At 61.4% G+C, this 26818-nt stretch carries 21 protein-coding genes and 2 tRNA genes; 12 read left to right on the top strand and 11 right to left on the bottom strand.

Translation table 11 applies throughout. From position 1 onward, the window contains the following. Positions 1-109: 109 nt before the first annotated feature. Together GEV01_RS25210 and GEV01_RS25205 are read left to right on the top strand one after the other, a co-directional pair. Positions 110-185, top strand: a tRNA-Val gene (locus GEV01_RS25210). A gap of 23 nt (positions 186-208) precedes the next feature. Next, positions 209-285, top strand: a tRNA-Asp gene (locus tag GEV01_RS25205). A gap of 52 nt (positions 286-337) precedes the next feature. Here GEV01_RS25205 and GEV01_RS25200 read toward each other — a convergent pair. Continuing rightward, entirely contained in the window at positions 338-1387 is a 1050-nt protein-coding gene (locus tag GEV01_RS25200; RefSeq protein WP_152808270.1) for a Fic family protein, read from the bottom strand. 69 nt (positions 1388-1456) lie between these two features. Between GEV01_RS25200 and GEV01_RS25195 the strand changes: the two genes are divergently transcribed. The 4 genes from GEV01_RS25195 (at position 1457) to GEV01_RS25180 (ending at position 4872) form a co-directional block, all read left to right on the top strand. After that, positions 1457-2593 carry a hypothetical protein gene (locus GEV01_RS25195; RefSeq protein WP_235914565.1) on the top strand — a complete coding sequence of 379 codons (1137 nt, stop codon included), beginning with the start codon at positions 1457-1459 and terminating at the stop codon, positions 2591-2593. After that, positions 2584-3201 (top strand): ABC transporter ATP-binding protein, encoded by a 618-nt coding sequence (locus GEV01_RS25190; RefSeq protein WP_152808268.1) that lies wholly within the window; start codon positions 2584-2586, stop codon positions 3199-3201. Before GEV01_RS25195 ends, GEV01_RS25190 begins: the two co-directional genes overlap by 10 nt. A 64-nt stretch (positions 3202-3265) precedes the next feature. Then, entirely contained in the window at positions 3266-3748 is a 483-nt protein-coding gene (locus GEV01_RS25185; RefSeq protein ID WP_008442934.1) for a cyclic nucleotide-binding domain-containing protein, read from the top strand. Continuing rightward, positions 3745-4872, top strand: a complete 1128-nt coding sequence (locus tag GEV01_RS25180; protein WP_070267736.1) for an AI-2E family transporter — start codon at positions 3745-3747, stop codon at positions 4870-4872. The genes GEV01_RS25185 and GEV01_RS25180 overlap by 4 nt, the downstream gene beginning before the upstream one ends. Before the next feature lie 45 nt (positions 4873-4917). Here the strand turns inward: GEV01_RS25180 and ahpF are convergent, their stop codons facing one another. The 4 genes from ahpF to GEV01_RS30975 all read right to left on the bottom strand — a co-directional run bounded on the left by ahpF (position 4918) and on the right by GEV01_RS30975 (position 7980). Continuing rightward, positions 4918-6513: an alkyl hydroperoxide reductase subunit F gene (gene ahpF / locus GEV01_RS25175; protein ID WP_152808266.1), complete on the bottom strand. Its 1596-nt coding sequence runs from the start codon at positions 6511-6513 to the stop codon at positions 4918-4920. Positions 6514-6621: 108 nt separating this feature from the next. After that, a complete protein-coding gene (gene ahpC / locus GEV01_RS25170) occupies positions 6622-7185 on the bottom strand; it encodes an alkyl hydroperoxide reductase subunit C (protein WP_008442943.1) in 564 nt (187 codons plus the stop codon). Between the two features lie 159 nt (positions 7186-7344). Then, a complete protein-coding gene (locus tag GEV01_RS25165; RefSeq protein ID WP_152808264.1) occupies positions 7345-7641 on the bottom strand; it encodes an immunity protein TriTu family protein in 297 nt (98 codons plus the stop codon). Between the two features lie 12 nt (positions 7642-7653). Further along, positions 7654-7980, bottom strand: coding sequence for a TreTu family toxin (locus tag GEV01_RS30975; protein WP_456239009.1), 327 nt, complete (start codon positions 7978-7980; stop codon positions 7654-7656). 218 nt (positions 7981-8198) lie between these two features. Here GEV01_RS30975 and GEV01_RS25160 point away from each other — a divergent pair, with 218 nt between their 5' ends. Further along, positions 8199-9407: a cation:proton antiporter gene (locus GEV01_RS25160; protein ID WP_152808262.1), complete on the top strand. Its 1209-nt coding sequence runs from the start codon at positions 8199-8201 to the stop codon at positions 9405-9407. A 7-nt stretch (positions 9408-9414) separates the two neighbouring features. Here GEV01_RS25160 and GEV01_RS25155 read toward each other — a convergent pair whose 3' ends face one another. Beyond that, positions 9415-9918, bottom strand: coding sequence for a hypothetical protein (locus GEV01_RS25155; RefSeq protein WP_152808261.1), 504 nt, complete (start codon positions 9916-9918; stop codon positions 9415-9417). 206 nt (positions 9919-10124) lie between these two features. Between GEV01_RS25155 and GEV01_RS25150 the strand changes: the two genes are divergently transcribed. From GEV01_RS25150 to GEV01_RS25130, 5 genes are all read left to right on the top strand, one after another. Continuing rightward, complete coding sequence (locus tag GEV01_RS25150) at positions 10125-13058, top strand: T6SS effector BTH_I2691 family protein (protein ID WP_152808259.1); 2934 nt, start codon at positions 10125-10127, stop codon at positions 13056-13058. A gap of 12 nt (positions 13059-13070) precedes the next feature. Continuing rightward, positions 13071-13817, top strand: a complete 747-nt coding sequence (locus tag GEV01_RS25145) for a putative type VI secretion system effector (RefSeq protein ID WP_152808256.1) — start codon at positions 13071-13073, stop codon at positions 13815-13817. Positions 13818-14000: 183 nt separating this feature from the next. Beyond that, positions 14001-14567, top strand: a complete 567-nt coding sequence (locus tag GEV01_RS25140) for a putative type VI secretion system effector (protein ID WP_175023211.1) — start codon at positions 14001-14003, stop codon at positions 14565-14567. A 39-nt stretch (positions 14568-14606) separates the two neighbouring features. Next, positions 14607-15317: a putative type VI secretion system effector gene (locus GEV01_RS25135; protein ID WP_152808254.1), complete on the top strand. Its 711-nt coding sequence runs from the start codon at positions 14607-14609 to the stop codon at positions 15315-15317. A 1-nt stretch (position 15318) separates the two neighbouring features. Beyond that, complete coding sequence (locus GEV01_RS25130; RefSeq protein WP_152808252.1) at positions 15319-16068, top strand: putative type VI secretion system effector; 750 nt, start codon at positions 15319-15321, stop codon at positions 16066-16068. 16 nt (positions 16069-16084) lie between these two features. Here GEV01_RS25130 and GEV01_RS25125 read toward each other — a convergent pair whose 3' ends face one another. The 5 genes from GEV01_RS25125 to GEV01_RS25105 all read right to left on the bottom strand — a co-directional run bounded on the left by GEV01_RS25125 (position 16085) and on the right by GEV01_RS25105 (position 26776). Then, on the bottom strand, positions 16085-16993 hold the full coding sequence (locus tag GEV01_RS25125; RefSeq protein ID WP_175023209.1) for a DUF4123 domain-containing protein: 909 nt from the start codon (positions 16991-16993) through the stop codon (positions 16085-16087). After that, a complete protein-coding gene (locus GEV01_RS25120; protein WP_152808248.1) occupies positions 16993-19785 on the bottom strand; it encodes a type VI secretion system Vgr family protein in 2793 nt (930 codons plus the stop codon). The genes GEV01_RS25125 and GEV01_RS25120 overlap by 1 nt, the downstream gene beginning before the upstream one ends. 104 nt (positions 19786-19889) lie before the next feature. Continuing rightward, on the bottom strand, positions 19890-22688 hold the full coding sequence (locus GEV01_RS25115) for an EAL domain-containing protein (RefSeq protein WP_328595618.1): 2799 nt from the start codon (positions 22686-22688) through the stop codon (positions 19890-19892). A 157-nt stretch (positions 22689-22845) separates the two neighbouring features. Beyond that, positions 22846-24261, bottom strand: a complete 1416-nt coding sequence (locus GEV01_RS25110; protein ID WP_152808246.1) for an RCC1 domain-containing protein — start codon at positions 24259-24261, stop codon at positions 22846-22848. Positions 24262-24457: 196 nt separating this feature from the next. Next, positions 24458-26776: a YgiQ family radical SAM protein gene (locus GEV01_RS25105; RefSeq protein ID WP_217428493.1), complete on the bottom strand. Its 2319-nt coding sequence runs from the start codon at positions 26774-26776 to the stop codon at positions 24458-24460. Positions 26777-26818: the final 42 nt, after the last annotated feature.

Genomic DNA, 26818 nt, shown 5'->3' with positions numbered 1-26818 from the left:
TTTCTAAATTATTTTCAAAAACCCTTGCGGAACGGATAAACCACCTTGTAGAATACGGCCTCGTTCAGCAGTTGTGACAAAGTAGTGAAGCAAAGCTGATATGTTTTCTGGGTGCTTAGCTCAGTTGGTAGAGCGGCGCCCTTACAAGGCGTAGGTCGGGAGTTCGACCCTCTCAGCACCCACCAAGAAAACAGAGAAAACGAAATTTGGAGCGGTAGTTCAGTTGGTTAGAATACCGGCCTGTCACGCCGGGGGTCGCGGGTTCGAGTCCCGTCCGCTCCGCCAAATTCCTTTAAGGGCCCGATTCGTCGGGCCCTTAATCATTTCTGCGCCGCTTTTATCCCAGCTCGTACCAGACGCCGCGCCCGCTGCCGAACTGCCGCAACTGGCCATGTTCGACCAGATTGCGAAAATGCGGCTTCAAGGTATTTCGGTTGCGGCCGGAAACCCGCAAGATATCCGCCATCGTCACCCGCCCATGTTCCCGTGCAAACTGCACGATTTGCAGCGACAGTTCAGGCAAGGCCGCCAACACCACGCGTTCCAACTCGACCTTTTTCTCAAGCCGGCGTATCTGCTCCGCCAGCGAGCGCAGAAAAAACAGCAGCCACGGTTGCCAATCCGGCGCATTGCTGCGGATCGTGGCCTGTGTTTGTCTGAGCGCCAGGTAGTACGCCTCTTTGCTTGCTTCAATCACGCTTTCCAGCGAGCTGTAAGGTACGAACGCATAACCGGAGCGGAGCAATAGCAGGGTCGTCAAAATGCGGCTCAAGCGGCCATTGCCATCCTGGAATGGATGAATCGCCAGGAAGACGACCGTGAAAATGGCGATCACCAGCAGGGGATGGAGCCGCCCGCCACGCAGCTCGCGCACGCTCCAATCCACAAGCTCAGTCATGAGGCGCGGCGTATCAAACGGCGATGCTGTTTCGAAAACCACACCTAGCTGCCGGCCGTCGGCGTCGAAAGCGACCACGCTGTTGACGCTGGTCTTGTACTTGCCGCGATGCCGCTCGTCCTTGTCGCTATGACGCAGCAACATCTGGTGCAGTTGCTTGATATGGTTCTCCGTCACGAGAATATCCGGCCAGGAGTGGAACACCACCTCCATCAACTCCGCATAGCCCGCCACTTCCTGTTCGTCGCGCGTGGCAAACGATCTAACCTTGAGATTGGAAAGCAAACGCGCCACCTCGCGATCGGACAGGCTGGCGCCTTCAATGCGGGTGGAAGAGCCTATACTTTCAATGGTGGCGACGCGGCGCAACGCGGACAGCCGATCCGGCGCAAGCCTGCCCAACGCCCGCCAGGCGCCTTTGAATTCATCAATCCCGGCAATAAGATTCAGGATCTCAGGGGTGATATGCAGAGTATCGGTGCGCAGCATACAACCAATAATACACCCATTAACAACCAATTAAGTCCGACCTAATTCACCGGATGTTATCCTTCCGGCATGCGTATTCCGACACCTTTCCAGCCCCCCTATCTGCGTTTCCGCGTCCGCATGGCGCACCAGGCGATGGTGCAGTTCGTGGCCAGTTTCGCTTCTTCGCTGGGATACATCATGCTCGGCTTCGGCCAGGTGCTGGTGGGCCTGATCGCCTGCCTGGCCTTGCCGGGATTGTTCGCGGCGACGCGGCCGTGGCCGCAGGCGCTGGGCCTGTTCGCCGGCCAGGCGCTGGTGGCCAGCGCACCGGTCTGGCTGCTGCGCAAGCGCCTGCTGCCGGAACAGGTGCTGCTGTGGTGCCGCCCTCTGCCGATACCCGCGCGCGCGCAGTGGACCGCCAACATCGCCGTGGCCGCCATCATCATCGTCCCGCTCAGCATGGCTTACGCGCTATCCACCGCGATCTGGCTGTACCAGTGGCCGGACTGGCTGCGCCCGGTCGCGCCGCAAGCCGTGCTGCTGACCGCCGGCTCGCTGCTGCTGGGCTGGATCGTCTCGACACTGGTGCTGGCCCGACGCTGCCGCATGCCGGCCGCCGCCAAACTCAACGCCCACCGTCCGCCTCCCGCGCCGTATGTGCCGCGCGTGCCCAGCCTGCCGCGCCGCGCCTGGACCGCGCTGCATCACTGGCGCCAGCTGTTCTGGCTGCCGTTCTGGCGGGCCGAGAACGTGGTCGGCATCCAGCAGACCGTGCTGCTGCTGGGCGCGCTGCTGAGCATCGCCGTGTGGCTGTGGCGCCCGCCCGCAGTGCCGCCGACGCTGTGGGCCGCCAACGCCGCGCTGCTGTTGATGCTGCTGACCGACCGCGGCGACAAGGCCGTGACCGAGCAGATCGCCCTGCTGCGCCCCGTCGCTGCGGCGTGGCCGGTCCCCATTGAAAACCTGTTCCGCTTTGCCCGCATCTCCGCGCTGCTGCCCGGCCTGGCCGTGATGGCCTGGTTCGCCTTGCTGACGCTGGGCCACCTGGGCCGCGCCAGCAGCGCCGGCTACAGCACCACCGTCGCCACCGTCTGGCTGTGCTTTGCCGGCGTCGCCCAGGTCGCCGTCATCTCGCTGCGCCGCCTGAGCGTGAACGGCCGCGTGGGGCTGGTCATCAGCTCCATCATCATCCTGATTGCCATTGGAAGCGAACTATGGAATTGAACCCCGTGCTGCGCATCGACCAGCTGACCTTTGAATTCGCCAGCCATCCGCTGTTCCGCCGTTTCGACCTGCACCTGGGCGCAGGCATCACCTGGCTGCGCGGCGAAAACGGCGCCGGCAAGACCACGCTGCTGAAGCTGGCCGGCGGCGCGCTGACGCCGCACGGCGGCAGCATCGCGCTGGACGGCGTCGACCTGCACGCCCAGCCGCTGGCCTACCGCCTGCAATGCTGCTACTGCGGCGGCGACACGCCGCAACTGCCGTGGCTGACCGTGCGCGAAATCCTCGACCTGCACCTGTCGCTGTATCCCCACACCGACCCGGCGCTACTGAACGCCGAGCTGGAAGCCTTCCACCTGCTGCATACGCTGGACCAGCCCGTCACCACGCTGTCGCTGGGCCAGCACAAGAAGATGCAGCTGGCGCTGGCGCTGGCGCTGCCGGTGCGGCTGCTGCTGATCGACGAACCGTTCAACGGCCTCGACGCCGACGCCATGGCCTATCTGCGCCGGCAACTGTCGGCGCCGGAGCGGCTGGCGCGCCAGTGCATCCTGCTCACCAGCCATCTCGACCCGGCCTTGCCGCTGGCCGGTACCGTGCAACTTTAAGTTATCATTGGAACGATAAGCCGAGCCGGCCCGGCCGGCCTGCCTTGTCCTGCACGGAGTTCCCTTGATCTTTGGTTTCCTCAAATCGCCCGCATTGTCGCCGCGCCTGCTGCGCCTGAAGGAATCGGCGCTGTTCGCCACGCTGACCCCGCTCGAACTGAAGATCGTCGACGGCCTGATGCACGAGCGCCGCTACCTGGCCGATGAAATCATCTTCGACGAGGGCGAGGAAGGCCAGGCGCTGTACCTGGTGATGTCGGGCCGCGTGATCATCAGCCGCAAGCTGGGCGCCACGCGCGAGGTGGTGGCCGAACTGTCTGCCGGTTCCTTCTTCGGCGACCTGGCCCTGCTGGACAACACGCCGCGCAACGCGCAGACGCGCGCGCTGGACAACTGCGAACTGGCGGTCTTCTTCCGCGCCGACTTCATGGGCCTGATGGAGACCGACGCCGTGATCGGCTACAAGATCTCGCTGGCCCTGGCCCGCCACATCGGCAGCCGCTTGCGCGACTGGATGACCGGCAAGCCGCAAGTCGAGGCCTTATGAACCTGCTGCCCACCCAGCAGCGCGCCGGGCCGGTGGTCTGGAGCGGTATCATCGCCGCCACCTGCGTGCTCTTGTTCCTGCTGCAGCAGATGCTGTTCCTGGCCATTCCCTTCCTGCTGGGGATCGTGCTGTACTACATCCTGCAGCCGCCCATGCAGCGCCTGATCCGCATGGGCGTGAGCCACAACGCCGCCACGCTGATCGTCGGCAGCGTGTTCCTGTTGCTGCTGGTGGCCGCTTGCCTGGTCTTCATCTACTGGGATGCCGGCCCGTCCGACTCGTGGCAGGACATGCTGGGCAAGTACCTCAGCGGCGGCCTGGAGTTCGTGCGCCACACGATGCTGTCGCTGGAGCAGCAATTCCCCATCCTCAAGCAGATCAAGCTGGCGCGCACGGTCAACAGCCGCGTCAGCGCCTTCACCGGCACCTTCGTGCAAAAGCACCTGACCGACATCCTGGTGTCGGTGGCGGCGTGGCTGCCGTCGCTGCTGCTGGCGCCCTTCCTGACCTTCTTCTTCCTGCGCGACGGCCTGCGCTTCAAGAAGTTTTTGGCGCGCGCCGTGCCGAACGCTTTCTTCGAACGCACGCTGTACCTGCTGCACGAAGTCGACCAGACCGCGCACCGCTACTTCCAGGGCCTGATCAAGCTGACCGTGCTCGACACGGCGGTGCTGGCCTTCGGGCTGTGGGCGATCGGCGTGTCGTCGCCGCTGGTGCTGGGCCTGATCGCGGCCATGCTGGCGTGGGTGCCGTACGTGGGGTCGATAGTCGGCTGCGTGCTGGTGGTGATGGTGGCCTCGACCGACGCGCCGGCCGATCCATCCGTGGCCTACATGGCGATCGGCGTGTTCATCACGGTGCGGCTGCTGGACGACTTCGTCTTCATGCCGCTGACGCTGGGGCGCAGCCTGCACATCCATCCCTTGATCACGGTGCTGATGATCTTCATCGGCGGCTCGGTGGCCGGCGTGGCGGGGCTGATGCTGGTGCTGCCGCTGCTGGGCGTGGTGATGGTGATCGGCGAAACGCTGGGCCGCCTGATCACCGACCCGCGCCTGCGCGCGCGCCACCGCAACGCCATGGAACTGCGCACCAGGCAGGCCAGCGCCGACCTGGCCACATAAAAAAGGGCCGCTGTCGTAGCGGCCCTTATGCTTTGCTGCGAACGCTTACGCAGTCATCGCCTGCTTGCCGGCGGACTCGGTAACGACTTCCTCATCGTCCGAGCGGATCAGGTGATCGAAGGCCGACAGTGCCGCCTTCGCGCCGTCGCCGGTGGCGATGATGATCTGCTTGAACGGCACCGTGGTGACGTCGCCCGCCGCAAACACGCCGGGGATCGAGGTCTGGCCACGCGCATCGACTTCGATCTCGCCATGACGCGACAGCGCCACCGTGCCCTTGAGCCACTCGGTGTTCGGCACCAGGCCGATCTGCACGAACACGCCTTCCAGCTCAACCTTCTTCGCCTCGCCCGACACGCGGTCGTTGTAGCTCAGGCCGTTGACGATCTTGCCGTCGCCGTGGATCTCGGTGGTCTGCGCCGAGACGATCACGGTCACGTTGGCCAGGCTGCGCAGCTTACGCTGCAACACCGCGTCGGCGCGCAGCTCGGCGCCGAACTCGATCAGCGTCACGTGCTTGACCAGGCCGGCCAGGTCGATCGCCGCTTCCACGCCGGAGTTGCCGCCGCCGATCACCGCCACGCGCTTGCCCTTGAACAGCGGACCGTCGCAGTGCGGGCAGTAGGCCACGCCGTGGTTGCGATATTCCTTCTCGCCCGGCACGTTGATCTCGCGCCAGCGGGCGCCGGTCGCCAGGATCACCGACTTGGCTTTCAAGGTCGCGCCGGTGGCGGTCTGCACTTCGATCAGCTTGCCCGGCACCAGCTTGGCGGCGCGCTGGGTGTTCATGATGTCGACTTCGTATTCCTTGACGTGCTGCTCCAGCGCCACGGCGAATTTCGGGCCGTCGGTGGCCGTGACCGAGATGAAGTTCTCGATCGCCAAGGTGTCCAGCACCTGGCCGCCGAAACGCTCGGCCAGCACGCCGGTCTTGATGCCCTTGCGGGCGGCGTAGATGGCCGCTGCCGCGCCGGCAGGACCGCCGCCGACGATCAGCACGTCGAACACGTCTTTCTTGCTCAGCTCGGCTGCCTGACGGGCGCCGGCGTTCTTGTCCAGCTTGGACAGAATCTCTTCGACATTGGTGCGGCCCTGGCCGAAGTGCTCGCCGTTCAGGAACATCATCGGCACCGCCATGATCTGGCGCGCCTCGACTTCTTGCGGGAACACGCCGCCATCGATGGTGGTCACTTTGATGCGCGGGTTGATCACCGACATCGCGTTCAGCGCCTGCACCACTTCCGGGCAGTTGTGGCAGCTCAGCGAGATAAAGGTTTCGAATTCGTAATCGCCATCCAGGTTGCGGATCTGCTCGATCACGGCCTCGTCGAACTTGATGGTGTGGCCGCCCACTTGCAGCAGCGCCAGCACCAGCGAGGTGAATTCATGGCCCATCGGCACGCCGGCGAAACGCACGCCGATATCGGTGCCGGGGCGGTTGATGCTGAACGACGGTTTGCGTTCGGCATCGTCGGTGCGCTTGACCAGCGTGATCTTGTCGCTCAACAGGACGATTTCCTGGAGCAGTTCTTCCATCTCGCGGGCCTTGGCGCTGTCATCGAGAGAAGCGACGATCTCAATCGGTTGCACCACTTTTTCCAAGTAGGCTTTCAACTGGGTTTTGAGAGTTGCATCTAACATGATTTTTCTTCCTTTTTACAAATATTTAGGCGTATGCCGGGCCGGACGCCCGGACCGGCATCGCGGTATTACTTGTGTGCTGCGGTCTCTTTCAAGACGTGCTCGGACTTAGATCTTGCCGACCAGGTCCAGCGATGGGGTCAGGGTCGCTGCGCCTTCGGTCCATTTAGCTGGGCAAACTTCGCCTGGGTGCGATGCCACGTACAGAGCGGCTTTCACTTTGCGCAGCAGTTCGGAAGCGTCGCGGCCGATGCCGTTGTCGTGCACTTCCAGCACTTTGATGAAGCCTTCCGGATTGATGACGAAGGTACCGCGCAGTGCCAGGCCTTCTTCTTCGATCATGACTTCGAAGTTGCGCGACAGGGTGCCGGTTGGGTCGCCGATCAGCGGGTAGTTAACTTTTTTGATTGCATCCGAGGTGTCGTGCCATGCTTTGTGCGCGAAGTGGGTGTCGGTCGACACGCCGTACACGTCCACGCCCAGTTTGGCGAATTCAGGCTGGTGATCGGCCAGGTCTTCCAGTTCGGTAGGGCAGACGAAGGTGAAGTCGGCTGGGTAGAACATCAGGACGGACCACTTGCCTTTCAGGGATTCGTTGCTGACGTCGATGAATTTGCCGTTAGCGTAAGCGGTTGCCTTGAATGGTTTGATTTGGGTATTGATCAGGGACATTGTGGTTTCCTCGTTGGGTTGTGAATCATTGAGACGCCAGTTTAAGGGCTTTCGCCTCATTTGCAAAATTGATTGTTCCAATAGTTTCAATAGCTACTAGCTATAGAACAAGCAAAGCGAATAGCTATTATCCCTGTTTCGGAGCAGTCAGTAGGGCGATCAGCTGAGCGGGGCAGCCAATGATGAAAGGAAAGATTGCAGAAGGGCTGACAAACGCGCCGCCGATGCCGCTTCGCCGCGCTGCTCATACAAGTCATCGCCGGATTCGACGTCAATGATTTCTGCATAAAAATCACCGCTATCCCAGCAGGTGATGCGGCCCAGACGCTCGCGGGTGTCGAAATCAATTCTCGCCGAAGGATTGTCGGAGTTCGGGGCGATGGTCAGCTCCGCCTGTATTCCGGCTGGCAGGCGTCCCATTATTTCTTTCGCCAGATCATAAAAAGTGTTCAACATGGCGATCATCCATTAAACCGATTTACTGGCAACCAGCCGAATGTTGGAGGCTGCTGGCATCTGGGGAACCATTTGTTTTTTGCGCGCAGCATTTCGGCCTTGCAGCGATTGCGGTCCTACTATTTTCGCCCAACCAGTACTGGTGCGCTTCAAACAATCGGATGGAACCTCGAATTCGACATATACCTGGCCCCTCTTCGCTCGCCGTTGAAAGGATAGCCTGTCTGGCGGCACCAGCACGTGCGTGGTGCCGCTAAAGCTCTCCTGAACCATACCGGTAGCGAGCATTGCGAGGTATTCCGCCATGCACATCCAACGTCCGACTGTCACCGTCTGCATTGTAGTACTTGTGGCCATATTGGACAGTGCTGAGAGCAAACGAGTATCGACCACTCTAAAGCCGATGCCTATCTGACATAGTGAGATAGCGCAGTATCTTCGCGTCTTTGCCATGAAAAATATTGTGGAAACGTTACCACTCATCCCTTTATTCCGATTGCGCCATGGGGGAAGAATTGGATAACATTGCCGGAATAACACGAGGAGCCCTTCCCCCCATGAACACCACCGAAATCTTCCTGATCGCGATGCTGCTGATCTTTACCGTGCCCTACCTGGTATGGCGGATCTTCAAGACCGACTATTACGCGCCGCTGGTCATCATCCAGATCATCGGCGGCATCTTGCTGGGGCCCGGCGTGCTGGGCGCGGCCTTTCCCGAGTACCACAAATTTGTCTTCGCGCCGGACGTGGTGAAGGCGCTGAACGGCATCGCCTGGTGGGGCGTGATGCTGTTCGTGATGATCGCCGGCATCGAGCTGGACCTGAAAAAAGTCTGGCAATACCGCCGCGAAAGCGCGACCACGGCCAGCTTCGCGCTCGGCATGCCGCTGGTGTGCGGCTGCGCCGCAGCGCTGCTGCTGCTGGGCTACCAGGGCTGGAAGGGCGCCAAGGGCCTGGACTGGCAATTCACGCTGGGCGTGGGCATGGCCTGCGCCGTGACCGCGCTGCCGGTGCTGGTGCTGCTGCTGGAAAAACTCGACATCCTGCGCCAGCCGATGGGCCAGCGCATCCTGCGTTACGCCAGCCTCGACGACGTGGCGATCTGGGGCGTGCTGGCGCTGATCCTGCTCGATTGGGAACGCGTGGGCCGCCAGCTCGGCTTCATCCTGGCGTTCGGCGTGCTGACCTTCGTATTCCGCCGCATCATGGCGCGCCTGCAAGAGAACGACCGCTGGTACGCGGCACTGATCTGGCTGGTGATCTGCAGCTTCGGTTCCGACTGGGCCGGCCTGCACTTCATGGTGGGCGCCTTCCTGGCCGGCGTGGTGATGGACGCGGACTGGTTCGACCGCGCCACGCTCGATACGCTGTTCAAGCATGTGCTGCTGATCCTGATGCCGGTGTTCTTCCTCAGCACCGGCCTGCGCACCAAGTGGGAGCTGGGCGGCTATTCGGTGTTCTTCGTCGGCGGCTTATTGCTGCTGGCCTCGGTCGGCGGCAAGCTGGTCGGCGTTCACATCGCCGGCAGGATATTGAAGTGGAAATCGGGCGAGGCGTCCATCATCGGCTGGCTGTTGCAGACCAAGGGCCTGATTGAAATCATCTTCGCCAACATCCTGCTCGACAAGCAGATCATCACCAACGAAACCTTCACGGCCCTGCTGCTGATGGCGGCCACCAGCACCATGCTGACCATCCCGGTCGTGCATCCCAAGCTGAACCGCTCGGCCCATGCGGGGCTGGTGCAGCAGGCCAGCTCCTGAGCCGGCATCAATAGCGGTAGCTCCAGGGTTCCAGCAATGGCGGCAGCGTGTTCGTTGACGCGGCCATTGCTTTTTGCGCCGCCTTGTGGCGAACCCACAAATCGACCTGTTCCGGGTGATCGTAGCCAAGTACACGCATCACCTCGGTTGTCTCCACAGCGAACGCCCTGAAACGCGACCGTATCCACACGGTGATGATCAGGGTGAGCACGAAGCACATGGAATAAAACCAGGCATCGGCAGCGAGGCCGTCCTCGCCAAAATTCCTGCCCATCAAAAATTCGGATATTCCGATCAGAACGATCGCCAGCGTGGGAAAGAAAAAACTCCACCTGATATCGCAGATCTTTTGTATCGCGTGTCCGCGCACGCGGTGCGGTGGCATCCACAGGATGCGCAGGCGGGGGCTTCTGGCGGCATGGGCGGCCGCATAGCCGGTGTCAAAGCCGACGGCAAATTCGATGAAGTCGCCGTTGCGGAATTCGACCTGATGAAATCCCCCTCTCAGCACCTCGCCGCCAATTCAGCAGAGCTTCCATAGCCGATCATGCCGGAAATATGACCAAGACAACAACTCTATTGTCCCGTAGGCTGGTGGTCAACAGAACAGGCCCTAAAAGTTATTGATGAGATAATTGTTCAGACTGAGTCCGCCTGCGTTCGCAATATGCCGGGTAACTCACCGACCAATTGCATTCGACTTGCTAGCGACTGATCATGGCATGCACAAACCCTCAAAATCCAAACTGCGTTAACTGCAACAAGTCCGGACTGGCGATACTGCCGGTGCGCTACGCCGTGGTACCCAATCATGTAGACGCAACCCTGCCAGCCCCCCTGGGCAACAAGGTCAGCGACGTGAAGCTGGGCCAGCACAAATATGCGCTGCGCGCGCTGCGCCAGGGATACATCTACGTGTTCCACGAGAAGCATCCGCGCGGCAGCCAGATCACCTGGGAAGTCTACAGCGTCACCGAAGCAGGCACGCTGTGGAAGCAGTTGTCGCCGAGCGCGATCACGCCGGCGCTGGAGGAGCCTAGCTGCTCGCGCAGCGGCCATAACATCCCCGCCTCGGTGATCACTATCGAGGCGCCGGAGAAATGCAAGCGCGTCTGGATCGCTTTTTCCGAACACGCATGGAGTGCGGAGACCTTCAAAGACTTCGCCAGCGACAGCAAGCTGCGCGACCGCCGCATGCAAACCTTCCTGCCGGCGACCTGGATCACGGCCGGTGGCTATCGCCACGGCCTGCCCGCCACGCAGGCCAACATCGAGCAGGTGCTTGAATACAAGCCGGGCTTTAATCCAGCCAGCTTGAATGGCGCGGCCCTGCCCGCCATCAGCGAAGCCAGCGGCGTGCACAAGCAGTCACGCTTGGCAATGCAGTCCACCCGATACAAAGCGGTGGCGCGCACCAAGCAAAGCGAGCCGCTGGTGAAGCTGATGCAGCAGATCAGTCAAAACAAGGGCAAGGACCACCCGCCGGTCATGATCGCGCTGTGGGATGCGGTCGGCATCACCCATGAGCTGAACGGCTTCCGCAATGACACGGCGGGCTGGGTCGAAAAATACAATGCCGAACGCGACCAGCAAGTCTCGGCCATGATGTCCATCGTCGGCCTGAAGCAGGCGCTGGCAAAACGCGCCGGCGACAGCGTCGACGATTTTCAAAAGCAGGCGATAGACAACAGCACGTTCAAGGGCGACACCCAGCAACGACGCCTGAACGCGGCCAAGCTGCCGCCGGACCAGCGCGCAAGGGAGCTGGAGGTCTGCAATATCTTCGACGACTGGAAAGCGCGCAAGGTGCCGACCTCGCTGTTCGCCATGCGCCTGAACGAAGCCAATTTCATGAAGGAGCCGCAGCGCAGTATCGAGATCGGCCGCATCAAGCAGGAAGCCAACGACATGCTGGCCCGGCGCGACAAGAACGCCGCGCAGAATATCGACGATGCGCGCAACGGCGCATGGGGACGTTACGAAGATCAGCTGGCCGACGCGGGAGCGGGGCAGAAGCAGTACCAGGTCTTCAAGGAACGTTACGACACGTTCCTGGCCGCGGTCGACAAACTGATGAATGAACGCACGATAGATCTGGTGGCGTGGCTGGAGTCGAAATATCTGATTAACGCCTTTACCGAATTCCACGGCAACAGCGTCGAGGACGGGATTGTTTTCGACGATCAGATCGGTTGCGCGGTGTTCGGCATCAATTCCAGCCAGTCCGGCCAGGCCAAGCTCGATGCCTGGGTGAAGGAAATCAAGGCGACCGAAACCAATCTGCTGTGGCGGGCGATCGCGTTGAACCAGACCGAGGGCATGCAGGAGATCACTGCCTTCCTTCAGGAAGTTCAAAAGCACGCCGAGGAGAAAACGCCGGGGGGCAAGCTCGACTGGACAACCACGGTGCCCAAGACGCTGAAGGCGTTCGTCGACACGCACAAGAAGTTTGCCAGCATGAACAGCTCGAATACCGACGCGGCGTCGGCCAGCGGCAGCAAGGCGTTCGGCATCAAGCTCAAGTCGATCAATGCGCGCGGCTCCGATCTGTTGATGATGACTATCGGCGACAAGATCTTCAAGCAATTCCGCCTTTTTGGGCTGGCGGATTTTGCGGCTGAAAAGATGATGCAATACCTCTTCAGCATCCGCGCCTTGGTGCCGTCAACAGTCGCGGTCGAACTTATCAGGGCACAGGTGGCAGGAGACCCACAGCTTCGTCGTGAACAATTGCAAGCGCTGCGTGAGTCCAGGCGATTAGTTGCCCAAGGCACGCCGCCGAAAGTGACCAAAGAAACGGAAACATTGCGCAACGCGTGGAAAAAGTTCAACGAGACCAGCGCCAAAGCTCCCAACGCGATGCGCGACAGCAGATTGGCATTGCTTATCATGCTGATCGAAGGCGTAAACTTCAGCAAACTACTAAACGATTGTATCGAAAAAAACGATGGAAAAAGTTGGTGGTCCCTGGCAGCTTCGGGTATGACAATTAGCAGCGCGTTGTTTGATGTAGCGAGCGTAGGAGTTAAAGCCATTGCGAAAGGTGGAGGCGATAATCTCACATATCAACAACTAAAGCTGTATGGAGGGGTACTGAGTTCGGCCGCCGCAGCAATCACGGTTGGCATTGACGGGTATACGGCAAAAGCAAAAAGTGCTCAGGGAGAAAAATTCTTAGCTCTTCTGTACGGAGCAAAAGCCCTTGTAGGGGGAGCAGGTGTTGCACTCACAGCGGCAACTACCTTTACTTACTCAGCACCGTTAATAGCCCGGCTAACCGGAACGGCAGCATTAAGTACAGGCGCTAAAGTCATTGGTGAAAGAGCCGCCGCTATCATAGCAACAAGAATTTTGTTTATGTCGGCCGGAGGGTGGATTACGGTGGCTGGATTTACCATTCAAATAATTATATGGATATATAGCAAAGATGATTTGCAAATATGGTGTGAGCTATGTGTTTTTGGAAAAAACACAGCCGCCAAAGATGCATATAAGTCAACAAAAGAACAAACCACCGCACTGGAGAAAGCTCTAGTAGGAATGGGTATGGCACAAGAAAAAATTAAAAGTAAAGAAGAAATAGAACTCGAAACAAAGAAAATATTGGCTTTGCCCCGCCCTACCGTAGAAGAAATGCTATTACATGATTAAAATGGAAATCCGATGACAGATTTTTTACCCCACCCTGCTCCACTAGGATTGATTAAACTAACTGGAAAAATATCCGACTATAAAGTAGTTCGTGAAAGTGCCAGCTTTGTTTTTACGAAGAATGATCAATCCAAGTTAGGCGTAGTAGCGATAGCAGCCTCATTGGTAGGAATGGGAGGCCAAGCAATTTCTATGGCTAGCAACACTACTTCAATGGAAGAGAATGCTGATCACATTCAATTTAAACTTAACGATAAAATTTTGAAGGGATGGCTGTGGCGTAGTCCATTTCGTGATGGGGATGAGGTTGAAGTTGCGGCTGAATGGCAAACCGATCATTATGAAATATTTGGAGTTACCCGGCCAAATGACAAAACAATAGCACTTTATCCGCATTGTTCGAGATCCATATCTCTACATATAAAAAATGCAATAAAATGGTGGTTAATTATTTCCATAGGTTTGCAAATAGGAATTTCTATTCTCTTCGGCACTAATGGATGGCAGGAACTTAGGGATTTCTGGGTTGGTGCAATAGACCAAGGAGGCGGTTGGTTTGTCGCCGGAATAACAGTATTCATAGCTATTGCAATATGGAGTATGACTAAGCAATGGATGCCATTTGCAAAGTTGGCTGAAAAAGTCTTTACTACGCTTGACCTTCCTAACCCCCGTAATATAGACCTGGTAAAATCATCAAGAAATCAAAGAAAAAATCAAGATAACGTTGAATTCGGCTCGATGTACTTTCGATATTAACCAATATAGATAGATTCGTGCTTACTCAGAGGGATCGGGTGTGAAAAAACTAAGCGGTAACATATCGAATTATTCTGTACGAAGAGAAAGAGCTAGCTTTATTTTTAGCGAAAATGATCAAAACAAGCTTGGCGTTATTGCAATTACGGCATCTTTGGCTGGAATGGGCGGCAAGCAATGTCGGTGGCAAGCAACGCCAGCGCAGCCGATGAAGAAGCGGACTATGTCGAATTTGAGTTGGAAGGAAATCTCATCAAAGGTTGGTTGTGGCGCAGTCCGTTTGCGAACGGTGATTATGTAGAGGTCGCTGTTGAATGGCAAACAGGCCACTACGAAGTCTTCGGCGTTGCACGTCCCTTTGATAAAACGATTGCTATGTATCCTCATTGTTCCAGAGCGAAGATAAGACACATAAAAAACTCCGTTAAATGGTGGTTAGTTATCGCTGTCGGAATGCAAGTAATAATTTCCGCGGGTCTTTTGAGCATCAGCTGGGAAACCTTTATAGAAATATGGCATTACATGCTTTTTGAAGGCGCATGGTGGCTTCCTGCGGGTTTAACGGCGGCTTTGGCTATTGCCGCTGGCAGCATGACCAAACAATGGATGCCATTTGTGAAGGTTGCCGAAAAGGTTTTTTCAGTCTTGGAGCTACCTAATTCTAAAAATATTGATCTGGTAAAGTCCTCGAAAAAACAAAGGTTAACTCAGGACACACCCGAATTCGGTTCAATGTACTTCCGTTATTGACCCGTGAATGCACTAATTTCACGAACTTCAGCGTCCGGCTTGATTAAACTAACCGGTAGGATTTCTGACTATCGTGTGTCACGAGAAAGTGCAAGCTTTGTATTTACTGAAAGCGATCAGACTAAATTAGGTGTGGTTGCTATCGCCGCAGCGCTCGCCGGCATGGGAGGGCAGGCTATGTCCACCACTAGCAATGCAACTGCTTTGGAAGAGGAGGCAGATTACGTTGAATTTAACCTGGGCGAAAAGATAGTTAAAGGCTGGCTATGGCGTAGCCCATTTAAAAATGGTGACTATGTAGAGGTTGCAGCCGAATGGCAAATAGATCATTACGAAACGTTCGGTGTTTGCCGGCCGGAAGACAAGATACTGGCATTATACCCTCACTGTTCTAGAGCAAAAACTCGACACATAAAAAACGCTTTAAAATGGTGGTTGATCATAACCGTAATATTTGAGACAACTCTTATTTTGAGTTTCGCAACTGATGGCTGGGACGATTTTTTACGATTCTGGACAAAATCATTTGAAGAAGATGGTGCTTGGTTCCTAAGCGGAATGGCTGTTGCATTTGGCATCGCCATATTCAGCATGGCAAAAAAATGGATGCCTTTTGTCAACCTGGCGGAAAAGGTTTTTAAAATATTAAATTTGCCGAATGCGTCTAATTTAGACTTGGTTAAGTCGTCAAAAAATCAGCGTAAAAATAACGATCTTCCAGAATTCGGCTCCATGTACTTCCGATACTGACATGATGGAATTTTCCGCCAACTCGAAGGCCAGCGGCTTGATCAAGCTGAGCGGACAAATCTCGCACTATAAAAAATCGCGTCAGCGTGCCAGTTTTGTGTTTTCCCCAAGCGATCGAACCAAGATGGAGGTCATCGCTGTCGCTGCAGCCCTCGTGGGAATGGGAGGTCAAGCGATGTCCGTCGCCAGCAATGCCACCTCGATGGAGGAGGAGGCCGACTTCGTCCAATTCAAGCTGAATGGAAATGTTGTGGGGGGGGGCTGGTTGTGGCGGAGTCCTTTTGCCGATGGCGATGAGGTGGTAGTAGCGGCCGAGTGGCAAAGCGATCACTACGAATTATTCGGCGTCGCCCGCCCCACAGACAGAACAATAGCGTTGTACCCCCATTGTTCCCGCGCACGCACCAAACATATTCGCAATGCCGTGAAGTGGTGGCTCATTGTTTCCATCGCCATAGAAGTCGGGATCTCTACGATTTTCTTGATGGGTGGTTGGGACGGATTGGTATATTTCTGGCGCGGCTTGTTTGCAGAGGGTGGATGGTGGCTCCCTGTCGGACTCACTGCATTCTGTGCTGTCGCAATCACCAGCATGACCAGGCAATGGATGCCTTTCGTCACCCTCGCCGAACGCGTTTTTCAAACTCTGGAATTGCCCGACGCACGCAACATCGATCTCGTGCAATCTTCAAAAAACCGGCGGACCGATCTGGATACCCCCGAGTTCGGCGCGATGTACTTCCGTTACTGACGCTCGCGCGCCAGACTTAAACCGGCGCCAGATAACGCGGCAAACAATCGACCGCTTGCCCCGTCACCGCCTCCAAAGCACCGCCATAAAAATCCCCGCCGCGCGTCAGTGCCCAGACAGCCAGCAAGCGCTCGTCGCGGTGGAAATCGGGGCCGATTCGCAGTGCGTGGCCGGCAAACACCTCGCGGTCCTGCGGGTCATGGATACCGTACTGCGTCGCCTGCTTCAGTGCCTGAAAGACCTCGCGCTCGCGAAGGGAGCGGCCGCCATCCAGCACGGGCAGCGCATTGAGCCAGGCCGCATGCACGGTCGCGTAATCATCGATCTGCTCCCATAGCAGCGGGCTGAGCGCCAGCTTGCCGGTGGCGCCGCTCTCCACTTGTGCCGCGCCGCGATCGTGATACATGAGCTGGCGGTTGCGATCAAAGCCGATGAGGGTACGCGCCGGTCCAAGCAGTTGCTGCTGTTGAGCAGGGCTCAACGCCCGCCACAGCCATTCGCGCACGCCCGGATCGTGGAAGCGCAACAGCTTGTGCAGTTGCTTGTCCACGTGCAGATGACAGTTGCTCGCCCAGTGTCGCGCCAGACTGGCCGGCTCGGCGTCGGCAATCACCCAACCGGCTATCGCTTGCCCGTTGGCGGCTTGCAGACTCTCCACGCTCCAGGCATCCCACGCCATCTGCACGCTGCTTTTGAAGACATCGGCGTCGGCGTGGCGATGCAATGCCAATGGCACCAGATACGGCGCAAATTTCAAGTCGAAGCGCGGATGGGCGATCGGCACCCGTACCTTGCATTCGTCCACAAGCTCATTGTCGGCAAACGGATCGCCCTGCGCCGGATTCACCCACAGCAGGCAACTGTCGCGGGCCGATTCGTAGAGCAGCCGGTGCAGCGCTTGCAGGTGCGGTTCCCAATGCTCCATTACAGCACCTGCGCGCCGGCCTGGGTGGCGCTGGCGTCCTTGCTGGCCTGCTCGCATCCTTTCAGCTCGCCCTTCGGCAATTCCTGCGCGGCACTCGAACTGGCCGGCCCGGTCAACTCCTTCATGCTGGCCTTGAACGTCATCGTGCCCGGCCCGTGCAGCATGATGTTGCCGCCTTCGAGCTTGAGGAAGGCGCCCTGCGCCGTCAGCATCACATGCTCCTTGGCGCCAACCGTGACACTCTTGCCGACGCTGGCCACGGTGATCAGCTTGTCGGCCGTGAGCCTGGTCTCGTCCGCCTGGCTCTGCACGCTGACCTTGCCGCTGGCAGCGTGCAGCTTGATGCCGGTTTCCTGGTTGGGCTTGCCGGCGCTGCTGGCCTTGCCGTAGGTGAACAGGCTGATGCCCTTGCCCACCAGGTGCAGCGCATTGCCCTGCGCGGCGAAGTTGATGTCCTGTCCTGCGCTCAGGCTGCTGGTGCCGCCCGCCGCCAGGATCGCGCTGGCCGGCGTGACGGCCGCGATGCCGGCCGGGCTGGACAGCTGCAGATGCTGCTCGCTGTAGGCCGTCACATCGCCGTCGCCGCCCTGGTCGCCGCCGCCGGCAGCGGTGGCCTGCAGCACCTTGCCGCTGCCCGCCATCTGCGCCAGCGCCTCCAGCTTGGCCGGTTCCGCCTCGTCCTTGAGCTTGGCGTTGTGCTTTTGCGCGGTCTCGGCCAGCGACAGCTGCAACTCCCGGCTCTGGTCAATCTGCGCCTGCGCCTCGCGCGAGTCGAGCTGGCTGCCGCTGGCGCCGTTGCGGGCGTCGGCCGACAGCAGCAAGCCCTGGCCGGCGCGCAGCGCGGCGCTGTGCGCGGTCTTCAGCTCGGCGCCGAAGCCGGCCGTCTGCAAGCGCTGGTTGTCGCTCTGGTGGCGCAGATGGCCCAGGTTCAGCTCGTCCGTGCCGGCGTGCGGCGACGCGTGCCGCTGCAGCGCCACGCGCGGTTCGCCCGGATGGTCGTCGAACACCAGCTGGCTGTAGGCGCCGGCGCCGCTCTGGCTGGCGTTCATGGCCTGCGACTTGATGCCCGACAGCGCGGCCGGATGCGCGTGCGCGCCGCCCTCGCCGGGGAACCAGGCCGGGGCGTTGCCGGTCGCCGCGCCGGCGCCCTGGCCGACCTGGTTGCTCTGCGCATCGCGCGCGCCGCTGCCGTTGTAAACGCTGCCGATCACCACCGGCCGGTCGATGTCGCCGTCGATGAAGTCGATCAGCACTTCGCTGCCCACGCGCGGCACCGCCACCGCGCCCCAGTTGGCGCCGGCCACCGCCGCCATCGAGGTGGCGATGCGTACCCAGGTGCCGGCCTGGTCGTCGGCCGGCGCGCCGCTGTGGCCGTCCGGGGCCGGATGCGTCAGGCGGCTGTGGCTCTGCTCGCCGCGCTGCCAGTGGAACTGCACCTTGATGCGGTGGTCGCGGTCGGTGTGGATCACCGATCCGGCCGGGCCGACCACGATGGCGGTCTGCTGGCCGCGCACGGTCGGCTTGGGATGCAGCAGCAGGCCGTGGCCGTCCGCATCGCTGCTGCGGTAAGGCAGCTTGCTGCGGATGGCGTCGATGCGGTTGCGGTACAGCGGCCGCTGGCCCTTGTCCGCGCCGACCGCGTGCAGGCTGCCGCCCTGTTCGCGCGCGATCGCCTCGGCCAGCGCGCTGACGCCCAGCGCCTGCGTGGCCGCGTGCTGGATGTCGGTGCTGAGGTTGTTGTGCGCCAGGTGCAGCACGCGGGTGATGGCGAAGCTGCGCTCGCCGGCCTCGTCGGCGTCGAGCACGGCCTGGCCTTCCAGCGTGAAGGTGGTGCCGGGGCTGAGCGTGCGCACGGTGCCGGCGCCGGTGTAGATTTCGCGGCTAGCCTCCAGCGCCTCGACCTGGCGCTCGGCGATGCGCTGGCCGTGCTCGCGCGAGGTGTAGGCGTAGGCGCCCGGCGCGTCGCGGCTGACCGGCGCGGCCGGGTCGGCGCTGACGCTGGCGGCCGACACCGGCCGCGTGCCATTGCTGCGGTAATCCCAGCTGGCGAGGTCGGCGCCGCCGGCGGTCCAGCGCAGCTCGCTGCGCCAGCGGTCGATGGCGTCTTCCTTCATCACCGCGCCCGGCTGGGTGTAGCGCACCGTGGCCTGGGCGTTGGGCTGGAAGCTGCCGTTGTGGTCGGCGATCACCATGGTGTGGCTGCCCAGGCCGGGGCTGGCGGCGTCGCCGCTGTGCTCGAAGTAGTAGAACAGTCCCTCCTCGCGCATCAGCCGCTCGGCGAAGGCCAGGTTCGATTCCTGGTACTGGCAGGTCAGCGAGCGCTTGGCATAGATGGCGCGGTCGGCGATATCGTAGCGCCACTGCGGCACCAGCTTGCCGGCGTCCTGCCAGCCGTTGAAGACGGCGTCGAGGATGTCGAACACGGTCTGGTCCTGGAACACCCGGCTGTCGCGCCCGGCCGCCAGGAAGGCGTACCAGGGGCCGATGCTCAGCTCGTAGCGCGCCAGGCCGCCGTCGGCGCCCAGCATGCGCAGCGCCGTCACGTGGCCGTGGAAGGGCCGCAGCTGGTCGCGGCTGGCGGCCGTCATCAGCTCCAGCAGCACCGGCTGGCCCAGCAGCGATTTCAGCGGGATCGCCGCGTCGCCGGACAAGGCCGTCACCGTCAGCCGGTAGGGCTGGCTCAGCGCCTCCTCGCCGCGCAGGCATTCGGCCACCAGGGTGTCGGCCCCCAGCGGCGTGGTCAGCCGGAGGATACGGTTGTCCTGGGTCAAACTGTCTAACAGCGCAAACATGGATCGCAGCCCTTCAAATGTGATGCCGGAATTAGTAAATTACTATGATTTATCCGGCATTACACCTGAGTTAGCTCAGTTGGGCAAGAGTGATACGATTGAAATCAGACGGCTTGCTGGCGCAGCAGCTCGTCGAACTGCTCGGCAGGCATGGGGCGGGCGAACAAATAGCCCTGGCCGTAGTCGCAGCCGGCGGCGGCCAGCAGGTCGCGCTGCTCCGGCGTTTCCACGCCCTCGGCGATGACCCGCAGTCCCAGCTTGTGGGCCATGACGATGATCGCGTCCGACAGCGCCATGTCGCTGGAATCGGGCGCCAGGTTGCGGGTGAAGGAGCGGTCGATCTTCAAATAATCGATGTCGAACTTCTTCAGGTAGGACAGCGACGAGTAGCCGGTGCCGAAATCGTCCAGCGCCACCTGGATGCCGGCGTCGCGCAGCTGCAGCAGCTTGTTGCTGACCGTGGCGTTGGCGTCAAGCAACAATCCCTCGGTGATTTCCACCACCACCGACTGCCCCGGCAGGTTCAGCGACTGCAGATAGCGCAGCCAGGCATCGTAGGCGCCGTCCTCGCGCTGGAATTCCAGCGGCGACTGGTTGACGCTGACCTGGAATTCCGGATGGTGCTGCTGGCGCCAGCGCTGCACGCAGCGCGCCGATTCGCGGAACACCCATTCGCCGATGTCGACGATCAGGCCGCTGGCCTCGGCCAGCGGGATGAATTCCAGCGGGCTGACCACGCCGCGCTGCGGATGGTTCCAGCGTATCAGCGCCTCGGCCTTGTGGATGCGGCCGCTTTTGAGGTGGACGATGGGCTGGAAGTACAGCTCGAACTGCTCGGCCTTGAGCGCGCCGCGCAAGTCGTTGGTCAGGCGCATGCGGTTGAGCGCGGCCACCTGCAGCGTCGGCGTGAAATAGCTGTAGCGGTTGCGGCCGGCGCCCTTGGCGGCGTACATGGCCTGGTCGGCGTGCTTGAGCAGGTCGTCGATGTCGAGCGCGTCGTCCGGGTACAGCGTGATGCCGATGCTGGCCGAGACGAAGGCTTGCTCCTGGCCCAGCGGGAAGGGCAGGCGCAGGCTGTCGATGATGTGCTGGGCGATGTGCTCGACCCGCTCGGTGCCCTCCAGCTCGGACAGGATGACGGTGAACTCGTCGCCGCCCAGCCGCGCCACCGTGTCCGACTTGCGCACGCAGGCGCTGATGCGGCGGGCGGCGTCGACCAGCAGGATGTCGCCCTGGTGGTGGCCGAGCGTGTCGTTGACTTCCTTGAAGTGGTCGAGGTCGATGAACAGGATGGCGATGCAGGAGCGGTCGCGCTGGCTCTTGAGCATGTCGTGCGCCAGGCGGTCGTGGAACATGCGGCGGTTGGGCAGCTGCGTCAGCGGGTCGAAGTTGGCCTGCTGCCAGATCAGCGCCTCGCTCTGCTTCTTGTCGGTCACGTCCTCGATCATGCACAGGTGGTGCGGATGGCTGCCGGCCTCGGTCTCGATGGCCGTCACCGACACTTCGATCCACACCAGCTCGCCGTCCGGACGGAACAGCCGGTTGGTGACTTTGAAGCTGCCGATCTCGTGCGCGGTGAGGCGGCCCATCTGCAGCTTGACCTGGGCCACGTCCTCCGGATGGCCGGCCTCCAGCCAGCGCATGGCGTTCAGCTCGACCTGCGAGCGGCCGACGATTTCCTGGTAGCGCGGGTTGATGTCGCGGTATTCGTAGGTGATCGAATCGACCAGCGCGATGCCCAGCGGCGAGGCTTCGAACATGGTGCGGAAGCGCTGCTCGCCGGTGCGGATGGCGGCGCTGGCGCGGCGCCGCACGCGCGCCAGCAGGCTGAAGTGGATGGCCGCGCCCAGCACCAGCGCCAGCGCCGCGCCGCCCAGCACGCGGTACAGCCACAGCAGGCTGGTGCCGCTGGACTCGACGCGGTACATGAAGCCGTCGAAATTGGCGTGCTTGGGCACCATGCCCAGGCCGGCGTAGACGTCGGCGATGTGGCGCCAGCGCTCCGGGTTCTGGTAGCCGATCTCGACCAGCACCGGCTGCACCAGCGGCACCATCTGGCGCGCTTCGTACAGCAGGTGGGCGCGGTCGCTGCGGCGCGAATACTTGTTGAGGATGATGTCGGCCATCTCCTCCTGGTGGCTCATCGCCCATTGCCAGCCGCGCATGCTGGCGGCGCGGAAGGCTTGCACCCGGGCCGGATGGTTGGCGATCTCGCGCTCGCTGGTGAACAGGTTGTCGCCGTAAAAATCGATGCCGACCGCGCGCGGGCTGTAGATGTCGTAGGGGAAGCCGAGGCGGTCGAAGGTGTCCGGCTCGTTGGTGGTGTAGACCGCGATGGCGTCCACCTTGCCGCTGATCAGGTCGGCCGTGTTGTAGGTCGGCTCGACCCGCTCGAAACTGCTGGCGGGGATGCCTTCCTTGATCAGGTAGGCCAGCAGCTCGTCGGCGCTGCCCAGTTCGTCGGTCAGCGAACCGATCATCGCGCGCTTGCCGATGATGCGGCGGATGTCGGGCTCGGCGCTGGTCTGGCGCATCGCCAGCGCGTACGGCGAATGCTGGAACACCACGCCCAGCACCACCACCGGCTTGCCGGCCAGCCGCGCCAGCATCAGGCTGCTGGCGCCGACGCCGTACTCGGCCTTGCCGGACACGACGTCGCGCTCCGGCTCGTTGCCGTCCGAGCCTTCGAGGATGGTCACGTCCAGCCCCGCCTCGCGGTAATAGCCCTGCTCGACGGCGGCATAGTAGCCGGCGAACTGGAACTGGTGGCTGTGCTTGAGCTGCAGCGTGACCGGATCCTGGGCGGCGGCGGGCGCCAGCCAGCAGGCCGGCAGCAAGGCGGCGATGACGCAGCAGCGGCGCAGCAGGCGAACGGAGAGGAAGACGGAGGCGCGTGAAGGCACTAGGGTTCCAGAGGGGAAACGAACTATTTCAAATTGTAGCCGCTTCGGGGGCGGATATCGTCGCAATCTGACAATAATCAGGCAGAAAAAGCAACGGACGGCCGGGCTTGCGCCCGCCGTCCGTTGCAGTGGCCGCGAACGGCGCCTGGTTCTGCGCTTAGTTCGGCACGTTGACCGGGATCGGCGCGTAGGCCGCGGTCTGGCCGTTGCCCAGCTGGCCTTCCTGGTTGCGGCCCCAGCCCCACAGCGTATCGTCGGTCTTCAGGCCGAAGCTGTGCGCCTTGCCGGCCGCCACGAATTTCCAGTTCTTGTCGCTGCCCACCTGCTGCGGAATGACGACATCGGTGCCGCCCGTGCCCAGCTGGCCTTCGGTGTTGGCGCCCCAGCTCCACAGCGTGCCGTCGTTGCGCACGCCGATGGTGTGCTGGGTGCCGGCCGCGACCTGCGACCAGTTGCTGTCGGTGCCGATCTGCGCCGGCGAGGTCAGGTCGAGCGAACCGTTGTTGCCCAGCTGGCCGTAGGTGTTCTGGCCCCAGGCGTACAGCGTGCCCGAGTTGGTGATGGCCATGGTGTGGAAGGCGCCGGCCGACAGCGAGGTCCATTTCAGCGTGCCGATCTTGACCGGCGCCGGCACGTCGACCTTGAGCAGGTTGCCGACCTGGCCGTAAGTGTTGCCGCCCCAGCCGTACAAATCATTGGTGTCGCGCTGGATCGCCATGGTATGGGTTTCGCCGGCCGAGATCGCCGACCACAGCAGCGTGCCGATCTTCAGCGGCGCGGTGCGGTTGATCGCGGTGCCGTCGCCCAGCTGGCCGCGGTCGTTGCGGCCCCAGGCGTACAGGGCGCCGCTGGTCTTGATGGCCAGCGCGTGCGCCTTGCCGGCCGCGACCAGGTTCCAATCCTTGTCCTTGCCGATCTGCGTCGGCGCCGTGTGGTTGATCTGGGTGCCGTCGCCCAGCTGGCCGTCCTGGTTGTAGCCCCAGGCCCACAGCGTGCCGTCGTTGCGGACTGCCACCGCGAACTGGTCGCCCAGCGCCACTTGTTTCCAGCTGGTGCCGCCGCCGGACACCAGCACCGGCGCGCTGCGGTTGATGGTGGTGCTGTCGCCCAGCTGGCCCTTGATGTTCTCGCCCCAGCTGTACAGATTGCCGTCGGCCTTGCGGGCGATGGTCTGGTAGCCGCCGGCCACCACGCTGCCCCAAGGCGCCGTGACGGTGATGGCCAGCTTGCCGGTCACGCCGTCCTGGGTGGCGGTGATGGTGTCGGTGCCGACCAGCTTGCCGGTCACCGTGCCGTTGGTGGCGATCTGCAGCACCGTCGAATTCGACGGTCCCCACACCAGGCCGCCGGTCGAGGCCAGCGCCTTGCTGCTGCCGTCCGAATAGCGGCCGGTGGCGATCAGCTGCTTGGCGGCCGCGCCGATGGCGATGGTGGTGGCGTTGTCGGAGCTGGTGATGGTGATGCTCTGCAGCGTGGCGGTGCCGGTGGACGAGCCACCGCCGCCGCCGCCGCAGGCCGCCAGCACGGCCAGCACGGGGATCATCAACAGGGTCGAGAATTTAAAATTTTTCATGATCTTCCAGTTCACAGAATGAGGTCTGCGGAGCAATCAGTGTAGCCGCAAGCGGACTGCGCACATCGCCGGAGCAGGACTGAATTATCCATGTAATTGCACCGATAGGGGTATTTAACAACATTTCTTTGGAGGAATTGGCGAAAAAAAAGCAGCGCCGGTGAGGGTCGCTGCTTTTTTTGGCGGAGCGGACGGCTTACTTGCCGCTGCGCGAAGGCCTGCCGGCCTTGGCCTTGACCAGCGCCATCGCGGCCGGCTTCTTGATCTTGATGGTGTCAAGAATGGAGGCGCGCGGCTTGGTGTCGAGCGAGGCGCGCGCCGTCAGCGAACCGGTCAGTGCATTGGCCTTGCCGCGGCCGGCGCCGGCCGGCGGCGCCAGCTTGCCGCCGCGCTTGTCGGCACCCGGGGCCAGCATCGGCATCGCGCGCTTGCCCTGCGAGGACTTGAAGTTTTCCTCGCCCACCACGTACGGCGGGATCAGGTGGCGCTCGCCGGTGCCGATCAGGTCGCCGCGTCCCATGCGGCGCAGCGTTTCGCGCAGGATGGGCCAGTTCTTCGGATCGTAATAGCGCAGGAAAGCCTTGTGCGACTGGCGCTGCTTCAGGCTGCGCGGGGTTTCCACCGCTTCCGAATCCTCGGTCACCTTCTTCAGCGGGTTCTTGCGCGAGTGGTACATGGCGCTGGCCATGGCCATCGGCGTCGGCATGAAGGTCTGCACCTGGTCGAGGCGGAAGTTGTTTTTCTTCAGCCACAGCGCCAGGTTCAGCATGTCCTCGTCGGTGGTGCCCGGGTGGGCCGCGATGAAGTAGGGGATCAGGTACTGCTTCTTGCCCGCTTCCAGCGAATACTTCTCGAACATCGCCTTGAACTCGTCGTAGGCGCCGATGCCCGGCTTCATCATCTTGCTCAGCACATCGGGTTCGGTGTGCTCGGGCGCGATCTTCAGCAGGCCGCCGACGTGGTGCGTGACCAGTTCCTTGACGTACTCGGGCGACCGCACGGCCAGGTCGTAGCGCAGACCGGACTGGATCAGGATCTTTTTCACGCCGGGGATAGAGCGCGCCTTGCGGTACAGCTTGATCAGCGGGTTGTGGTTGGTGCCCAGGTTGACGCAGATCGACGGGTAGACGCACGACAGGCGGCGGCAGGTGGTCTCGATTTCCTTGTCCTTGCAGGCCAGGCGGTACATATTCGCGGTCGGGCCGCCGAGGTCGGAGATGATGCCGGTGAAGCCCTTGGTCTTGTCGCGGATGTGCTCGATCTCGCGCAGGATGGACGGCTCCGAGCGGCTCTGGATGATGCGGCCTTCGTGCTCGGTGATCGAGCAGAAAGTGCAGCCGCCGAAGCAGCCGCGCATGATGTTGACCGAGAACCGTATCATTTCCCACGCCGGGATATTGGCGTTGCCGTAGCTCGGGTGCGGGCCGCGTGCGTAGTTCATGTCGTAGACGTTGTCCATCTCGTCCATCTGCAGCGGCAGCGGCGGCGGGTTCATCCAGACGTCGCGGTCGCCGTGGCCCTGCACCAGCGCGCGCGCGTTGCCGGGATTGGACTCCAGGTGGAACACGCGCGAGGCGTGCGCGTACATCACCGGATCGGCGCTGACGGTTTCGAACGACGGCAGGCGCACCACGGTCTTGTGGTGCTTTTCCAGCTCCATGGCGCGGCGTTCTTCGCGGCTCATGATGCGGATCGGCTTGTACACCTCGGCCGGCGCAGGCGCCGGCTCGGCCATGAGGGCGGCCTTGGTCGGCTCGACCATGGCCGGATTCACATCGTCGGCCGGTTTGTTACCGGTCGCGCAGGTCGTCGGCGAACTCTTGTCGACCATCAGGTAAGGATCGATATGCTTGTCGATCTTGCCCGGCATGTCGACGCGGGTGCTGTTGTGCACGCCCCACTCTTCGCTCGGCATCCAGCCGGCCGGCACCAGGAAGGCGGTGCCGCGCAGGTCGCGGATGGCCTTGATGCTTTCGCCGTCGGCCATGCGGCGGGTCAGGTCGACCAGCGCGCGCTCGGCGTTACCGAAGATCAGCATGTCGGCCTTGGATTCGAACAGCACCGAACGGCGCACCTTGTCCGACCAGTAATCGTAGTGGGCGATGCGGCGCAGCGACGCTTCGATCGAGCCGATCACCACCGGGATGCCGGGGAAGGCTTCGCGGCAGCGCTGGGCGTAGACCGACACGGCGCGGTCGGGGCGCTTGTTCGGTTCGCCGTTGGGCGTGTAGGCGTCGTCGGAACGCGGCTTGCGGTCGGCCGTGTAGCGGTTGACCATCGAGTCCATGTTGCCGGCGGTGACGCCGTAGTACAGGCGCGGCTTGCCGAGCGTGCGGAAGGCGTCGGCCGAGTGCCAGTCCGGCTGGGCGATGATGCCGACGCGGAAGCCTTGCGCCTCCAGCAGGCGGCCGACCAGGGCCATGCCGAAACTCGGATGGTCGATGTAGGCGTCGCCGGTGATCAGGATGACGTCGCACTGATCCCAGCCCAGCACGTCCATCTCGGCACGGGACATGGGAAGGAAAGGCGCTGTGGCAGCGCGGGCAGACCGCTTGGG

Origin of the sequence: Rugamonas rivuli (genome assembly GCF_009380165.1) — a bacterium.
Taxonomy (GTDB): Bacteria; Pseudomonadota; Gammaproteobacteria; order Burkholderiales; family Burkholderiaceae_D; genus Rugamonas; species Rugamonas rivuli.
This window is presented reverse-complemented; position numbering and strand designations above follow the sequence as displayed.

Bases quoted from the DNA above. Each gene is read 5' to 3' on its own strand.
- ahpC (WP_008442943.1), bottom strand. From the start codon at position 7,185: ATGTCCCTGATCAATACCCAAATCAAACCATTCAAGGCAACCGCTTAC.
- GEV01_RS25160 (WP_152808262.1), top strand. From the start codon at position 8,199: ATGAACACCACCGAAATCTTCCTGATCGCGATGCTGCTGATCTTTACC.
- GEV01_RS25130 (WP_152808252.1), top strand. From the start codon at position 15,319: ATGATGGAATTTTCCGCCAACTCGAAGGCCAGCGGCTTGATCAAGCTG.
- GEV01_RS25145 (WP_152808256.1), top strand. From the start codon at position 13,071: ATGACAGATTTTTTACCCCACCCTGCTCCACTAGGATTGATTAAACTA.
- GEV01_RS25180 (WP_070267736.1), top strand. From the start codon at position 3,745: ATGAACCTGCTGCCCACCCAGCAGCGCGCCGGGCCGGTGGTCTGGAGC.
- GEV01_RS25150 (WP_152808259.1), top strand. From the start codon at position 10,125: ATGGCATGCACAAACCCTCAAAATCCAAACTGCGTTAACTGCAACAAG.
- GEV01_RS25110 (WP_152808246.1), bottom strand. From the start codon at position 24,261: ATGAAAAATTTTAAATTCTCGACCCTGTTGATGATCCCCGTGCTGGCC.
- GEV01_RS30975 (WP_456239009.1), bottom strand. From the start codon at position 7,980: ATGCAGACGGTGACAGTCGGACGTTGGATGTGCATGGCGGAATACCTC.
- GEV01_RS25200 (WP_152808270.1), bottom strand. From the start codon at position 1,387: ATGCTGCGCACCGATACTCTGCATATCACCCCTGAGATCCTGAATCTT.
- GEV01_RS25195 (WP_235914565.1), top strand. From the start codon at position 1,457: ATGCGTATTCCGACACCTTTCCAGCCCCCCTATCTGCGTTTCCGCGTC.
- ahpF (WP_152808266.1), bottom strand. From the start codon at position 6,513: ATGTTAGATGCAACTCTCAAAACCCAGTTGAAAGCCTACTTGGAAAAA.
- GEV01_RS25165 (WP_152808264.1), bottom strand. From the start codon at position 7,641: ATGTTGAACACTTTTTATGATCTGGCGAAAGAAATAATGGGACGCCTG.
- GEV01_RS25190 (WP_152808268.1), top strand. From the start codon at position 2,584: ATGGAATTGAACCCCGTGCTGCGCATCGACCAGCTGACCTTTGAATTC.
- GEV01_RS25120 (WP_152808248.1), bottom strand. From the start codon at position 19,785: ATGTTTGCGCTGTTAGACAGTTTGACCCAGGACAACCGTATCCTCCGG.
- GEV01_RS25125 (WP_175023209.1), bottom strand. From the start codon at position 16,993: ATGGAGCATTGGGAACCGCACCTGCAAGCGCTGCACCGGCTGCTCTAC.
- GEV01_RS25105 (WP_217428493.1), bottom strand. From the start codon at position 26,776: ATGTCCCGTGCCGAGATGGACGTGCTGGGCTGGGATCAGTGCGACGTC.